The organism is Rhodonellum psychrophilum GCM71 = DSM 17998, assembly GCF_000381545.1.
GTDB lineage: Bacteria > Bacteroidota > Bacteroidia > Cytophagales > Cyclobacteriaceae > Rhodonellum > Rhodonellum psychrophilum.
This window is the reverse complement of the sequence record NZ_KB906681.1, coordinates 78,474-93,628: the sequence shown is the minus strand read 5'-3', so window position 1 is coordinate 93,628 and position 15,155 is coordinate 78,474. Positions and strand designations below refer to the sequence as shown.

Genomic DNA, 15,155 nt, shown 5'->3' with positions numbered 1-15,155 from the left:
TTTGTTTTTTGACACCGCAAATTTGAACATTCAAAAGCATAATATTTTATTTATATTTGTAATGAAATACATAAACATAACTTATGAATTATACCCTTCATCAACTACAGGTATTCTTGAAAATTGTCCAAACGCAAAGCGTTACCAAGGCATCGGAAGAGTTGCATCTCACACAACCGGCTGTATCCATTCAGCTTAAAAAATTTCAAGAGCAGTTTGATATCCCACTCACAGAGTTGGTAGGTAGAAAAATTTACATCACCGATTTCGGAAGGGAAATTTCCGAAGCGGCAGAAAATATCATCAACCAAGTCTATGCCATCAATTATAAAACATTGGCCTATAAAGGGCAATTGACGGGAAGGTTAAAGATCTCCGTGGTGTCAACCGGGAAATACGTAATGCCTTATTTTCTTACTGATTTTATCCAGGAGCATTCTGGGATAGCCTTGTTGATGGATGTCACGAACAAGAACAAAGTTTTGGAAAGTTTGGAAAACAATGAGGTTGATTTTGCGCTCGTTTCCATTTTGCCAGCCACGCTGAACATCGAGAAACTTGATCTGCTTCAAAATAAATTGTACTTGGTGGGAAGTACAGCCATCAAAGCCAAGAAGGGGATTGGAACAAAAGAAATTTTTAAAGACCTGCCCTTGATTTTTAGGGAAAAAGGCTCGGGAACCAGACAAACTATGGAGAGTTTTTTTCAAAATAATGCCATATCGGTCTTGAAAAAAATGGAGCTGACTTCCAATGAAGCCGTCAAGCAAGCTTTAATGGCAGGGTTGGGATATTCCATTATGCCGCTGATAGGCATCAAGAATGAACTTCACAACCATGAACTTCAAATAATCCCCATAAAAGGTCTTCCGATTGTCACTACTTGGAGCCTGATCTGGCTGAAAGGCAAGAAGCATTCTCCTGTTTCGGCTTCATTTTTGGATTATTTAAGGAGGGAGAAAACTCAAATCGTTCAGGATAAATTCAGCTGGTATGAACAGTATTAGGGTGATGACTCTATTAGGGTGATGACTCTTTAACCGGTTTATGCATTACGGACGCAATTGAAGTTTGTAATTTACCGATAATGAATTGGGTAGAGACTATTTTTGACCTTACCCTATTGGTGTTAGGAATTTGGTTCCCAATAGTCTGATTTTCTGGAAGTTTCGATTCCATTTGGAAACGGAATGCATATTCCTGGGTTTAGGGCCTGGATTTTGGCAAGGGAGCCAATAGGTTGATTTGGGAATTCCAACCTATGGAAAATTCCAAATTATCATTTCTATTTTGGAGGGATCTGGGGCAGTATCCTTCCAAAGAGGAAACTGGTTCAGGCAGAGAAGATCAAATACCCCTTGGGTTTGGTTGACACGGTAGGCGCTTTCAAAGCCAATTACCGCAACTCTCATAATTTCTGAATAGCGTTATATCCCGTCTTTTTTGAGGCATGAGGAGTTGGGTTTTTTTCTAAAAAATTGTGAATTATGATGCTGCTTGTCCGATCGAAAATCCACAGAACAAGAGTTTTGGATTGAACTTTGGCTTTTCCATTTGTTGGAATTAGAGATTGTATTTGTCATTTATGAAATCAATGGCGGAAAAAGTGTTTTTTCATGGGCCTTAATTTCCAGTCTGTTTTTACTCTATATTCGCAGAATTGTTCATTCTTGATTGCCTCCATGTTTTATTACAACCCAAAGGATTGGATTTTAGCCATCTTCAGAATCACAAAGTCAGAAACCATTATGACTTTGGCCCCCACCTTGATTTTTATTTCTTTGTACTCTTGGGGGATCGTGTATTTGGAGGTTTATTACCTTAAGCTTTCCGAAAACAGTTATGCCAAGGACATCACCATCATGCACTCACTTCTGGGTTTTGCCATATCGATGTTGTTGGTCTTCAGGACCAATACGGCTTATGACCGCTGGTGGGAGGGGCGAAAGCTTTGGGGAAGCTTGGTAAACAACAGCAGAAACCTGGCGATAAAACTCAAGGTTTTTTTACCGGCAGAAGACCAAGGATCAAGGACATTTTTCAGGCAAGTCATTCCGCTTTATGCCTCGGCACTCCACAAGCACCTTCAAAAGGAAAGCACCAAATTACAGTTGGATGAAAAACCACATCCGGAGCTCCCTGATTTTGACAACAATCCCCACGTACCCAACAAGGTGGCCGAAAGCATGATTTTCAAGATCAATGATTTGTACAAGAACAAGATTATCTCCGGAGACCAACTCATTGTGCTCAATGATGAAATGCGGTCCTTTACAGAAATCTGCGGTGCCTGCGAACGGATTAAAAACACGCCGATTCCCTTCAGCTACAGTGCTTTTATCAAAAAATTCATTTTTATCTATGCTGTTACCCTTCCTTTTGGTTTGGCGCTCTCCTTGGGTTATTTCACCATTCCAGTCACCGCGTTTATTTTTTATGTGTTGGCGAGCTTGGAGTTGATCGCAGAAGAGATCGAGGACCCTTTTGGCACAGACATCAATGATCTTCCTATGGAAAAAATAGCGGACAACATAAAAAGGAATGTCAAGGATATATTGACCTAATGACGGATCGGGTTTGAAAAGGAGCATCCAGAAAAAGACCATGGAAGACAATTTTGGGAATTTGGCCTCTTTCATCCCACATCTGCATCACCGCTAGGTGTTGACTATTTTAGACTTCATCCTATTGGAGTCAGGAATTATTCTCCCAATAGTCTGATTTTCTTTCCGTTTCAATCCCATTTGGAAACCTATTGCATATTTCGGGTTTAGCCCCCTTTTTAGAAATCTACTGCCTGTTTGGCTTGAATTGACTTGTGATTTGAGCGTTTTGACCCTTAGAAAATGATTCAGAATCGGTAACTTTATCAGAAATTAATGATATGCCTTTCTCATAAAATGTCTTTTCATGAAGTACCTGTCGAGTAGCCTTTGTTTTTTATGTTTATGGATTGCGCTGTGTTCTTGTCAGCGAAAAAACCAACAGGATCCATTGGCTGCCAACCTTTCCCAAGCACCTGAAAAGTCCATTGCGGGAATGGTGTGGATCACTGGGGGGGATTTTACCATGGGGACCAATGACCAAAACTCCTATCCGAGTGAAAGGCCAGCGGTGATCAAGAGGGTCAATGATTTCTGGATGGATGAAACAGAAGTGACCAACAAGCAATTCGCCGAATTTGTAGAAAAAACTGGATATATAACTGTTGCCGAAAAAATCCCGGATTGGGAGGAGATGAAACAAACCCTTCCACCTGGCACCCCTAAACCGGATGCATCCCTGATGGTCCCAGGTTCATTGGTCTTTGTTGGACCTGAGAAAGCAGTGCGCTTAGACGACATCAGCCAGTGGTGGCAGTGGGTATTGGGAGCGAATTGGAAGCATCCTGAAGGTTTGGGTTCTGACTTAAATGGAAGGGAAAACCATCCCGTCGTTCATATTGCTTTTGAAGATGCGCAGGCCTTTGCCGTTTGGTCTGGGAAGCGCCTGCCCACCGAGGAAGAGTGGGAGTATGCAGCCAAGGGAGGGAAGAATACCCGTTTTCCATGGGGGAATGAATTGACACCACAGGGACAATTTAAAGCCAATACTTTTCAGGGGGATTTTCCCCATGAGAATGTGAAATTGGATGGTTTTCAGGGTACTGCACCGGTCCGCTCTTTTGCCCCTAATAATTTCGGCCTGTATGACATGATTGGAAATGTCTGGGAGCTTACGTCGAATTGGTATGATGCCATCGCTTTTATGCGTGCCAATAACATCGCTCCGGCCTTGGATACGGCCATCTCCAAATGTTTCAATCCTGAAAATCCATATGCCATCGAAAAAGTCATCAAAGGAGGATCATTTCTCTGTGCAGATGACTATTGTATCAATTACAGACCGAGCGCCAGAAGGGGCCAGGATGTCTATTCTGGAACCTCCAATGTTGGATTCCGCTGTGTAATGGATGCGGAGTGATGGCAATCAATAAACCGAGAAACCAGCCTTGGAATGTTCCTGGGAAGATAAGGATTCAAGGATGGCTATTAAAAATGCCTCAAACTGCTCTCAATAAAAGGAAGCGTCGTCTTCCAAAACTTGCTGAAGGTTCAACCCTTGTTCTGCATTATCAATTCTATTTCGGACTGAAATTGCTTAAGAATCAGTTGCTTGTTTACTGTTTTTGATCCCACTATTTCGGCGCTTTTGCTTATTCTCCAAATAATCAGATTTTTTTGTAGTTACAGTCCTATTAGGAAGTCTAATGCAGAACACGGGTAAATAAATTATAAGCAGTCATTGTTTTAGTATTCTCCCAAAGATTCCATAATGGTTTTGAATTTGATTCCCAGGTCATTTATGGCCAATGTATTTGCATAGACTGTTTTTGGTTGGTTTCCGGGTTCCTCATGATTGAGCATCCGGGTGATATCAGAGACCGGGTAGGTTTCACTTGTCAGCAGGTAATTTTTTCCATGCAAGCCTGTTTTGGTTGCCGCCTGAAAAATCCCCTCTGCAATATCTTCCACATCCACCATCGCAAACTCGATATCATTGTCATAAAATCCCTGAAAGAATGGATCAGGGGCAATCTTGTTTTTGAACAGGAATTGAATGCCCGTGGAGGTCGAATCTTCCCTTTTGGACAATGACTTGCCGGTAACCAATACAGGAGATACCGTTACTATTTCAAAATCCAGATGGGGATGCGATGCGATAAACTGTTCCACGGTGCGTTGGGCAAGGAATTTTGCCTGTCCATAGGGATGGCTTTCTTCGCCATAGAAGGGGAGGTCTGATTCATCGAAGGTTTCACCGGGGTTTTTATTTCCTGCCGGAAGAGGAAAATCGGTATTGAAAGCTGCAACTGATGCTATAATGATCACTTTCTTGATTCCGGGAGTTTTCTGAGTGGCATCCAGAAAGTTTTCGGTACCCTTCACGGTCGGATCAAACAATTCAGTCTTGGGATCCTTCACTGCAAGCTGAAAAGGCGTGCCGCCATGGATGACGATTTCACACCCAGTCAAAAATCCTTCGAGTTCTGATTTGTTTTCAACATTCAAAGCGACAAGTTCCAGGTTTTCCGCGTTTGGCAAATGCTTTAAATGTATGTATTTCTCCACCTTGGAAATATCGGTGGTGGACACTTTTACATGGTATCCTTCTTTCAAAAATTTCTTGGTGTTGTGGCTTCCAATAAAGCCTGAACCTCCGATGATTCCTACTGTTTTCATTTTTGATTGTTTAGGGTTTTAAAAATCCGCAAGGTTTAGGCTTACCTTTAAAAATTCCATTGAAGGCTCTATTCATGCATTACATTGCACTTCCAATTCGATCTCAATCAGAAATTCCGGCAAGGCCAAACCTTTGACCTCGAGCCAGGATCCGGTTGGAAACTGCTGGGGATAGATGGTATTCCGATAGGCCGCATGTTCTAAAAATGCCGGCATGTCTGTGGTAAAGAAATTCTCCACCACCACATCGTCAAAAGTACATCCATAGTCCTTCAACATTTTGTCCAGATCGGAATAACAATTTTTCATCTGCTGTAGAAAATCACCAACAGCCATGGGAGCGCCTTCATCATCCATGCTGACCGCACCGGAGACTTTGATATTGTTTCCAATCTTCACGGCATGGCTGTATCCTTAGGCTTTTTCTACCTCAGGTCTGAGATGAAAGTATTCGGGCTTTTCTGAATCCATGGCTGAGGTCATTGCGCTTTGGATTGTTGGGGTCACTTAGAAGGTGCCTTGATTTCATACCCTTGACTTTCCAAAACATTCAACATATCATACCAATACCTCAAAAATGCAATCTTACCGTCCATTATCCTCCCCGCAGTATGATAGGGAACTGTTATCACTTTTCCAGTTGTCTTGTCAGTAATGGTATTGGTACCCCACGACAAAACCCATTCCCCTTCGTTCCAATTGTTGGTGACTTTGACAGGAAGAAAAAGCTCTCCCGAAAGGCTGTGTTTAAATTTATTGGTACTATTGGTGTAATAGGCTGTATGCTGGGCCTTTGTCAAAGAGTCTAAGCCTCCTCCCAAACCATAGACCATTGCATTTGCAGCAAGTTGGGCATCCATAGTGGCCACATCACCTGACTGAAGTGCCTTGGTATATTTCTTTACGACCTCCAGTGCTGTTTCGGCATTTTGAAATTCCAAGGTCACTGCCATTTCCTGTGCGTCGGAAATGAAAGGTGTCAGCATGAAGACCAAAGCCAAGGCCAAAATTGTTTTTAAATTTTTCATCGCAGATTAGTTTAAAATAGTGTGAAGGAATTTTTTTAAATTCTTCCTAATTACCTGAAAATCAATAAAAAATAAAAAGGAACATGGACAGATGCACTGATTTATTGTCCCAATGACGGGGAAAAATTTCCGAAGAGCGCACAAAGATTTGGGATTTCTAACAATAGAAATCCAGCTGTTTTTTCGCTTTGTTTTAATTCGGTGATTTCCGGTGCTTGGTTCCCTGTTCATAGGAATAGGTCAGCTTGATCAAAACCGGCTCATCATACATCCTTCCCAAAAACTGTAAGCCTGCAGGCAGATTTCCGGATGTAAATCCCATAGGAACCGTGAAAGCCGGTTGCCCGGTATGGGGAGAGACAATCTGGCTGTTGTCCCCTTTGTACTCTTCTTCAAAGAAATCGATCCTGGCAGGTTTGTTATTCCAGGTCGGATAGACCAAAGCATCCAGTTGCAGTTCCTCCATTTTCTTTTCGATAGCTTCCCGGAATGCAACTCTTCTGAGGTCTGTATAGGCATCTCCACAGGGGAGAGCGGGATTTTCCCGACGGAGTGTATTGGTGGACAGGCGCTCCATCCTACCTTTGGTGTAGGCTGAATGCGTTCCGATGCGCATAATGTCTTCCAATGTTTTGGTCGTATCCCTCTTTACGTAGGTTTTGAGAAAATCTTCCAGGTCCACGCGAAATGTCGGACACCACTGATCTTGACTGAGCTGGTCAAAATCAGGGATTTCTACATACTCAATGGCTGCTCCCAGATTCGCCATATCAGATAGGGCCTTTTCAAACAGTATATTAACTTCCTCATCCATATTGTCTCCAAGCAGGTTTTTCAACACCCCTATCCTCGCACCTTTCAAACCATCTTTATCCAAATACTGTGTATAATTGAAAGAGGTTCTACCTTCAGAATATCGGGTTAAAGGATCTTTGGCATCAAATCCGGCAATGACTTCTAGCATTTTCACTGCATCTTCGACAGTTCGGCACATGGGTCCTACAACATCATTTCTGAGATATAATGGTACTATTCCTTCCCTGCTGACCAAGCCCAATGTAGTCCGGAAACCCACTAATGCATTGTGTGAAGAAGGTCCCCTGATGGAATTTCCCGTATCAGTGCCCAAGCCAATGGTGCCGAAATTGGAAGCAATGGAGGCCCCTGTCCCTCCGCTTGAACCGGCCGGAACATGATCGAGATTATAGGGGTTTCTGGTGATTCCGACGGTCGAGCTTTCCGAATGCATGGGGCTGAAAGCCCATTCGGCCATATTGGATTTGGCGATGACAATCGCTCCGGCGGCTACCAGTTTTTGGATGATAAAGGCATCTTCCTCCGGATAAAAATCCTGCAAAGCCAAGGACCCTGCAGTAGTAGGTAAACCTTTTGTATTGATATTATCCTTAACGATAAGGGGAATACCGTGTAGTGGACGAAGCGTTTTTGTCTGTTGAAACTCTTCATCCAATGCTTTCGCAATTTGCAATGCTTCGGGATTGATCATGCTGATGGAATTGATTGCCGAGTCCATGTTCTCTATCCTATCCAAATATGCCTGTACCAATTCCTGACTGTTGAATTTCCCACTTTGATACGCTTTATGGATATCTGAGATCGTGAGTTCTGAAAGGTTGATGGATTCCTTTTTTGGAGATTCGCATCCAAAGAAGGGGCTCAGGGTCAAAAGCCAAATGGCAATTTTTTTGGTGAAATTCATAGCTGAAACGAATAGATTCATTTAATACATTTGAATTTAAAACTAATCCTGGAAAAACAAGTCGATTTTGCTTTGTAAACCATCCAATTGATGCGTCCTTTTGCTAAAGTGGATGCTGGAAAGAAAAGCCCTTCCCAAGTCGCCAACCAGATACTGTTCAAATTCAGGTTTATCCTCCAAGCGGCAGTCAGGCTTTTACGTTTTCCACTCCAATATCTATTCAGATTTCATTCCATTTCAAGGAACCCTAGGCTTGATGACTTTCATGGTTTGAATGGGTTTCGTCAAGGGTACGTTGGTTGTTTTAATTTCACCTTTTCGAAGAATAGGAACTGGGGGCCAAAACTTAGGTATTGGTTTTAGGAGCAGGGAATGACGTCAATCAATACCCAACGGCTGCGCCATCATTACTGGCTGAATCAGCCGCCCCCACATACACCTTCAGCCTTGGATCGTAGGTGATGCCCATCAAAACGCCCAAATTGTTTACGGCCCTTAGTTGATGTCCCATTTTTTCAAGGGCTTCCCGGGTATCCGGGGACAGGAGGTGTCTTTCATACCTGATTTCGTCAGGCAGCCATTGGTGGTGGATCTTCATGGCCTCGATGGCTTTGTCGATTCTCATGTCGAATTCCAATACATTCAGCACGGTTTGAAAAACGGTATTGATAATCGTCCTTCCTCCCGGGCTTCCGATGATGAGGTAGGGTTTATCGTCTTTTGCCACGATGGTGGGTGTCATACTGGATAACATTCTTTTCTCAGGTGCAATCAGGTTTGGATTGGAGCCAATGAGTCCTTCCCTGTTGGTAAGGCCTGCGACAGGATTAAAATCCCCCATTTCATTGTTGAAGATAAAACCCAGTTTGGAGGAACCCATTTTTACCCCATAAGAGTGCTCCAGCGTATAGGTCATGGAAACTGCATTCCCGTCCTTGTCCACGACCGAAAAATGCGTTGTGCTGCTGCCGTCATAAAGTTGTCCATACAGGGATGAATCGCTCAAAGATGCTTTGGACAAGTCGATATTGTCAAATCGCATTTTGGCAAATTCCTTAGAGATAAGTTTGTCAACAGGGATGTCAGGGTTGAAATCGGGGTCTCCCAAATGTTCGGCCCGGTCAGCAAAAGCCCTTCTCATCGCTTCCGCTACCAAATGCACATACGCCGTGGAATTGAATTCAATCTTTTTGAGGTCGGCCAATTCCATCAGGTTCATCATTTCAATCAAGGCCACACCGCCTGAACTTGGTGGAGGCATGGTGTAAATGTCAAAGTTCTTGTACCTGCTTTTTAAGGGTTCGCGTTCTATGGCGGTATATTTCTCGAGGTCTTCCTTGGTGATGATTCCTCCATTGGCTTTCATGTAGGCTTCGATTTCCTCCGCAACTTCTCCTTTGTAGAAACCATCCTGACCTTTGTCACGGATTAGAGAAAGCGTTTTGCCCAATGCAGGCTGCTTCCAGATTTCTCCGGGTTGCACAACAGCGCCTTCCCCGTTCTGAAAGTAGTTTTTCATAAACTCAAATGAATCATCCAATTCGGACATCCTCAAGGCCACCTGGTACAAACCCCAAGTCATCGGAAATCCATTCTCTGCAAGGGCAACTGCCGGTTGGACCAATTCGGCCCATGGCAAACTCCCATACTCTTGATGCGCAAGATACAATCCGGCAACAGTTCCGGGTACCCCAACCGCTTTGATGGTTTCATGGTTGGAGCCCACGATCAGGTTTCCATAGACATCCTGAAACAAGTCAGGAGTTGCGCCCAAAGGTGCTTTTTCCCTAAAATCAAAAGTAGTGACCTTCCCATCCGATTTCATCAAAACAATAAACCCGCCCCCTCCGATATTTCCTGCCTCGGGGTGTGTCACAGCCAAGGCAAATGCAGTCGCAATACTCGCATCGATGGCATTCCCGCCTTTTTTCAAAATGTCAATTCCCACTTCAGAGGCCAGGACGTTGTCCGAGACCACCATGCCGTTTTTGCCGTAGGTTTGGGCCTCGAGGGGGGAGTGAAAGAGGAAGTGCGAGACAACACCTATGAATAAAATTATTAGGGATTTAGATTTCTTCATTTTGTTTTTTTAAATAATGTAATGGCTTCCATTTCATTTGCCTCCTTGCTCAAAGCATGTTCTCCATAATATCAAGGTGAATATGATTTGTAGATGACTTTAAACCCGTTTTATGCATTTCGAACTCAATTCAATAGTATAATTAACTGATTTTTAGTTAGTTGATGATCGTTTTTGACTTCACTCCATTGGTGTCAGGAATTAGTCTCCCATTAGTCTGATCTTCTTGCAGTTTCGATCTCATTTGGAAACGGAATGCATATTTCCATCTAACTTAATCAAGTTAGCTGCTTTACGTTACTTTTTCGATGTCTTAGAATTCGGCTTAAAACTACGTAATTCCATACTAGCATTGAAGCCGTCTTCCTATTCCTTGGTTAACACTTTTTGATCGGGGAGTGAATTTCTCAACAAAGCTATGCGTTCATCGCAATTGTCTCAATCAGGTATTTATTTACCAAAATGAACCCAAAAAGACTACTCTATTTCAATAATTCTCTTTTCTTTCCTTTTAAATCTTCTCAATATTGATAAATGGACTCCTGATGAGATACCAAAAAGTCTGCTTCTTTGGTTCATCAAACTCTACCAATCCAAGTTTGACTTCTTCGGCAGGTTTGTATTTGAATGTGCCGAAAATTCTGTCCCAAAGGATAAATATGTCGGCAAAATTGGAGTCCGTATAATATTGATCCTGATCATGGTGGATCTTGTGCAGGTTGGGTGTAGTGAAAACCAATCCTATGGTTTTGTCCGACCATGAAGGGAAGCGGAGATTGGAGTGCTCGATGACCAGAAAAGGAGTTGCCACCAAAAAATACATCCCTATGGTCAATAAATCGAATCCGAAAATAGCCGACATCAATATTGGAGCACTTCCAAACCAGAACAGTACCTCAATAGGGTGAGAGCGGAAATAGCTGGAAGAGTCCATCGTCGTATCACTGTGGTGAACTCGATGAAATCGCCAAATAAGTGGAACGAGATGGGAAATCCTGTGAAACCAATAGGTAGCCAAATCCAGGAGCATCACGCCCAAGATTAACTTCAACCAAACTGGGATTTCAATCAGAAAAAACAATCCGATTTCTTTTTGATTGAGCCATTCTATGCAGAAGACAAAGGCGATTGCCCAAAATATATTTCCAATCAGGAATACAATTTGGAACAGGAAGCTGTTCCAAAAATGCTTTCCTCTGTCCGTGAAGGAAAATTGAGTACTGAGGAGATGTTCCAAGGTGAAAAATACGGCTATCAACCCGATTACGATGTAATTGAGGTCGATGCTGAGGAGGTATTCAATGGCTTTCATCATGTTATTTTAATTGAATTCCGATATCTTTTTCAGTTAAACTTTTATCCAATAACAACACCGTATGCAGCATCACATTGGCCCCATTGGCCATTTCTTTGGGTGATGAATATTCTTTGGGATTGTGGCTGATGCCGTCCTTGCTCGGGATAAACACCAAACCAATTGGGCCCAAAGCTGCCATTTCCTGCACATCATGTCCGGCACCACTCTGCATTTTGATATTGGAAATGCCAAGAGCATTGGCCGCTTCCATCATTTTATCCTGCATTTCCTGACTGGCAAAGGTTGGGGTAGTACCGAGGTTCAGGTTTTCAAATTGAATTTGGGTATTGGTTTCTTTGGCGATCTGTTCCGCACGCCTTTCAATATCAACAAACATTTTCATGATCTTTTCTGCCGATAGGTCCCGCATTTGTAGGCTCATTTCTACTTTTCCGGGAATTACATTGGGTGCACCAGAGGGCACAGATATCTTACCCACACTGCCGACTTGGGCACCTTCATAGCTGTTGACCACTTCATTGACTGCCAGCACCAATCTGGAAGCTGCGATCAGTGCATCCTGTCGGTCATTCATGGGCGTGCTTCCGGCATGATTGGCCATTCCTACTATCGTAATGTCCCAATCCTCAATGCCTACTATTCCTTCCACAATAGCCACATCGATGCCTTGGCTTTCCAAGACCTTGCTTTGTTCAATATGAATCTCCAGAAAAGCAGTTAAATCGCCTTTTTTTCGGACCACTTCATCCAATCTTTTCGGATCGCCACCGATGGCCCGGATTCCTTCTTCAAGGGTTAGGCCACTGGCACTTCTTTGGGACAAAGCGGCTTTGTTTATATTTCCGGTCAGCGCCCTGCTTCCAACCAATCCCCCTTCTTCATTTTGGAAAATAATGACTTCGAGGGGATGATTCGTAATGATCTTATTTTCATTGAGGACTTCGATGATTTCCAATGCGGTGATGGAACCATAGGCTCCGTCATAATTTCCACCGTTCGGTACCATGTCTATATGAGAACCAAAAGCAATGGGTTTTTTGGAGGGATCTTTACCGGCTCTTTTTCCAATGATATTGCCTGCATAATCAACATGCACCTCCAAGCCTGCTTTTCGCATCAGATCCATAAAGTAAGCCCTGCCTTCAATATCCCCGTGGCTGTAAGCAACCCGAAAAGGTTCTCCTTTCTCATTCTTGCCAAAGGCTGCCAGTTCAAAAATCCTCTTCTCGATGCGTTGTTCATTGACTTTGATGGGGTCAGTCGAGAAGCTGACCTGGGCCATAACGGAAAGGCTAAACAGCAAAAAGGAGATTGAAAGGATTAGTGATTTCATATTTCTTGATATTTCGTTAAAACTGATGTGTGCAAATGAATTATTGATCTTTAAATCTAATTTGGATGAATTTTGTCATTAAAAATCAATAGGTCAAAAACATTTCCTGAATTTTATCCTTGTCCTGTGTGATGGTTAAGGCAAGCATCAGAAGTATTCTTGCTTTTTGGGGATTAAGGTCATCAGATGCAATAGTTCCATTTTTTGCATCTTCAAAATCCCCAATATATACGCTGTGAACTTTTCCTGAAACTACTCTTGAGGACCGGACTACCATTATATTTTTCTTGGTTGCATTTTGCGCAGATTCTAAAATAGCTTTGCTGAAACTTCCTCCCCCTGTACCAGCTATTATAATTCCCGGGGTATTGGCATTGATTAGAGCGTCAATAGCAATATTGGACGCATCTGCATACGCATATACTATTTCTACTTTAGGTAAAGAATCAATTTTACTGATATCAAATGGCATAAAATCCGAATTCCTTTTATGGGATTGGATATTGAAAGTAACTTTGCCATCATATACTTCTCCTATCGGACCAATATTGGGAGATGCAAATGCATTGGTACTAGTAGTATTTATCTTGACCACATTTTTGGCACTATAAATTTTTTCATTAAAGGACACCATAATGCCCTTTTCTTTGCTATTGGGATCAATGGCCACGACAATCGCATCATATAAATTTTTGGACCCATCACTGCTTAATGCGGTCGCCGGCCGCATCGAGCCTGTTAAAACCACCGGCTTGTCCGAATTTACGGTAAGGCTTAGAAAATAGGCTGTTTCTTCCTGTGTATCTGTGCCGTGTGTAATGACAATACCGTCCGCTTCATTGTTGGCAAATATTTCATTGATACGTCTCGCTAGTTTGAGCCATATATCCACGGTCATATAATTACTTCCTATAGCTGATATTTGCTCTCCCTGAACAGTTGTTTTTTGAGTGATGGAAGGGATATTCTTCAGTAATTCTTCTATTGGGATTTTGCCAGAGATGTAACCTGCTTGATCAGTATTAGGCTGTTCTCCTGCGATAGTACCACCTGTTGAAAGTATAATCACACGTGGTAAATTTTGTGATTTGGCACAATTAATTAAGCTGAAGCAAAAAAGGATCAATAACAATTTTTTCATCTGTATTTTTTTTCATGATTGAAATAGAGGCAATTCTGAAATAATTGCCGTAGGCTTTTAATTTGATTTGCAACCAAATCAAAAATAACTCAACCACCATTTATCCTTATTGCCCATTTTATACCTATCAAACTTTTTGCAAATAGGATACAGCAATAAGATCACCGATATCCAAACCAAATACACTACCCAAAGCGGAAATCCATACCCCGGAAGTGGATTTTCAATTATTCCCCAAGCCGCCATAACCATATTTTTTTCCCAGCTATAGCCTGTCATTGCCGCCAAACCAATGGCGATCAAATGGATAAGATAAATGTGGATGATATAGAAAAAGAAAGGAACCCTACCAAAGGAACAGATGAAATCTACCGCTTTGCCTTTCCATTTTTCGGAGTTGGCCAAAAGCAGCAATGTCCCGCCTAAGGTCATCAACAGAAATAAAAGGGAGGGCGGATACTTAGTAGGATTTAGGAAGGACACGAGGTTTTTGGAAAATGATCCAAATTGTTCGAAAGCGATGGGATCGCCATATACATTGCTTCCCCCCAAAATCACAAACAAGACAATTGCCGAAATCCCGATAAAGTTGAATGTTTCCCTTCTTTTAACAGGATCTACAGAACGATCATAAAAAGAGCCAAGGCAATAGCCCAAGGACATCACTGCCACCCAAGGGATAATGGGATAACCGACCACCAACATCAAACTGTCGGATAAGTTGAAAATATTAAGTTGATGAAATAAAGCCCATACTATGGAGTCGTCCAAACTGATGGTATCAAGAAGGTTATGCCCAAAAATCAGGATAAGGCTGAAAACCAGGAGGATGTTTCGTGGGAGATACACCAATCCCGCCAAAGCGATCATGCTGATTCCCAAAGACCAAATCACCTGTAAGAGTAGAGTGCCATAACTGAAATCAAAAAGCCAACCAAAATTTACAAGGGTCAACTCAATAATTACCAACCAAATTCCCCTTTTTAAAAGAAATCCTGACAATTCATTTTTAGGTTTTCTCTTTCCTACCATAAAGGCAGACATACCTGCCAATAAACTAAAAGCCGGGGCACAGAAGTGGGTGACCCATCGGGTAAAGAAGATCGCCAAAGTCGTCTGAGTCGGATCAGCAGGATCAAACAAAAAAGCCTGAGCATGCACATAATCCCGCGTATGGTCCAGCGCCATGATGATCATGGCCAGCCCTTTGACTAAATCAAGGGAGGAGATTCTATTGTTGGAAATGGGAATTGATGTCATCAGGGTTTTTGAAAAATTTTATGATCTGAAAAAAATAGATTTTCCCTGGTTAA

General features: G+C 42.4%; 12 protein-coding genes. 3 read left to right on the top strand and 9 right to left on the bottom strand.

Going from position 1 to position 15,155, the window contains the following annotated elements; all coding sequences use genetic code 11:
* The first annotated feature begins 83 nt into the window (after window positions 1-83).
* The 3 genes from F824_RS0114335 to F824_RS0114310 all read left to right on the top strand — a co-directional run bounded on the left by F824_RS0114335 (window position 84) and on the right by F824_RS0114310 (window position 3,963).
* Complete coding sequence (locus F824_RS0114335; RefSeq protein WP_019598603.1) at window positions 84-1,007, top strand: LysR family transcriptional regulator; 924 nt, start codon at window positions 84-86, stop codon at window positions 1,005-1,007.
* A gap of 609 nt (window positions 1,008-1,616) precedes the next feature.
* Window positions 1,617-2,564, top strand: a complete 948-nt coding sequence (locus F824_RS0114315) for a bestrophin family protein (protein WP_316928729.1) — start codon at window positions 1,617-1,619, stop codon at window positions 2,562-2,564.
* 346 nt (window positions 2,565-2,910) lie between these two features.
* The gene (locus F824_RS0114310; protein ID WP_026333722.1) at window positions 2,911-3,963 is read left to right on the top strand and encodes a formylglycine-generating enzyme family protein; all 1,053 of its coding nucleotides are present in this window, start codon (window positions 2,911-2,913) and stop codon (window positions 3,961-3,963) included.
* A 326-nt stretch (window positions 3,964-4,289) separates the two neighbouring features.
* On the opposite strand, the gene F824_RS0114300 is transcribed toward F824_RS0114310, so the two are convergent.
* From F824_RS0114300 to F824_RS0114250, 9 genes are all read right to left on the bottom strand, one after another.
* A complete protein-coding gene (locus F824_RS0114300; protein WP_019598596.1) occupies window positions 4,290-5,222 on the bottom strand; it encodes an NAD-dependent epimerase/dehydratase family protein in 933 nt (310 codons plus the stop codon).
* 72 nt (window positions 5,223-5,294) lie between these two features.
* Window positions 5,295-5,621: a RidA family protein gene (locus tag F824_RS26660; RefSeq protein ID WP_236613268.1), complete on the bottom strand. Its 327-nt coding sequence runs from the start codon at window positions 5,619-5,621 to the stop codon at window positions 5,295-5,297.
* Window positions 5,622-5,725: 104 nt separating this feature from the next.
* Window positions 5,726-6,250, bottom strand: coding sequence for a nuclear transport factor 2 family protein (locus F824_RS0114290; RefSeq protein ID WP_019598594.1), 525 nt, complete (start codon window positions 6,248-6,250; stop codon window positions 5,726-5,728).
* 193 nt (window positions 6,251-6,443) lie between these two features.
* The gene (locus tag F824_RS0114285; protein ID WP_139189840.1) at window positions 6,444-7,991 is read right to left on the bottom strand and encodes an amidase; all 1,548 of its coding nucleotides are present in this window, start codon (window positions 7,989-7,991) and stop codon (window positions 6,444-6,446) included.
* A 361-nt stretch (window positions 7,992-8,352) separates the two neighbouring features.
* Entirely contained in the window at window positions 8,353-10,050 is a 1,698-nt protein-coding gene (ggt, locus tag F824_RS0114275; RefSeq protein ID WP_019598591.1) for a gamma-glutamyltransferase, read from the bottom strand.
* Between the two features lie 511 nt (window positions 10,051-10,561).
* Complete coding sequence (locus tag F824_RS0114270) at window positions 10,562-11,365, bottom strand: sterol desaturase family protein (protein ID WP_019598590.1); 804 nt, start codon at window positions 11,363-11,365, stop codon at window positions 10,562-10,564.
* Between the two features lies 1 nt (window position 11,366).
* Window positions 11,367-12,701 carry a Zn-dependent hydrolase gene (locus F824_RS0114265; RefSeq protein WP_019598589.1) on the bottom strand — a complete coding sequence of 445 codons (1,335 nt, stop codon included), beginning with the start codon at window positions 12,699-12,701 and terminating at the stop codon, window positions 11,367-11,369.
* Window positions 12,702-12,786: 85 nt separating this feature from the next.
* Window positions 12,787-13,842: an asparaginase gene (locus tag F824_RS0114260; RefSeq protein WP_026333720.1), complete on the bottom strand. Its 1,056-nt coding sequence runs from the start codon at window positions 13,840-13,842 to the stop codon at window positions 12,787-12,789.
* A 78-nt stretch (window positions 13,843-13,920) separates the two neighbouring features.
* Window positions 13,921-15,102 (bottom strand): DUF1624 domain-containing protein, encoded by a 1,182-nt coding sequence (locus F824_RS0114250; RefSeq protein WP_019598586.1) that lies wholly within the window; start codon window positions 15,100-15,102, stop codon window positions 13,921-13,923.
* Window positions 15,103-15,155 lie beyond the last annotated feature (53 nt).

Excerpts from the sequence above, each read along its gene's own strand:
- F824_RS0114335 (WP_019598603.1), top strand. The coding sequence starts at position 84 with ATGAATTATACCCTTCATCAACTACAGGTATTCTTGAAAATTGTCCAA.
- F824_RS0114315 (WP_316928729.1), top strand. The coding sequence starts at position 1,617 with ATGGGCCTTAATTTCCAGTCTGTTTTTACTCTATATTCGCAGAATTGT.
- F824_RS0114310 (WP_026333722.1), top strand. The coding sequence starts at position 2,911 with ATGAAGTACCTGTCGAGTAGCCTTTGTTTTTTATGTTTATGGATTGCG.
- F824_RS0114300 (WP_019598596.1), bottom strand. The coding sequence starts at position 5,222 with ATGAAAACAGTAGGAATCATCGGAGGTTCAGGCTTTATTGGAAGCCAC.
- F824_RS0114290 (WP_019598594.1), bottom strand. The coding sequence starts at position 6,250 with ATGAAAAATTTAAAAACAATTTTGGCCTTGGCTTTGGTCTTCATGCTG.
- F824_RS0114285 (WP_139189840.1), bottom strand. The coding sequence starts at position 7,991 with ATGAATCTATTCGTTTCAGCTATGAATTTCACCAAAAAAATTGCCATT.
- ggt (WP_019598591.1), bottom strand. The coding sequence starts at position 10,050 with ATGAAGAAATCTAAATCCCTAATAATTTTATTCATAGGTGTTGTCTCG.
- F824_RS0114270 (WP_019598590.1), bottom strand. The coding sequence starts at position 11,365 with ATGATGAAAGCCATTGAATACCTCCTCAGCATCGACCTCAATTACATC.
- F824_RS0114265 (WP_019598589.1), bottom strand. The coding sequence starts at position 12,701 with ATGAAATCACTAATCCTTTCAATCTCCTTTTTGCTGTTTAGCCTTTCC.
- F824_RS0114260 (WP_026333720.1), bottom strand. The coding sequence starts at position 13,842 with ATGAAAAAATTGTTATTGATCCTTTTTTGCTTCAGCTTAATTAATTGT.
- F824_RS0114250 (WP_019598586.1), bottom strand. The coding sequence starts at position 15,102 with ATGACATCAATTCCCATTTCCAACAATAGAATCTCCTCCCTTGATTTA.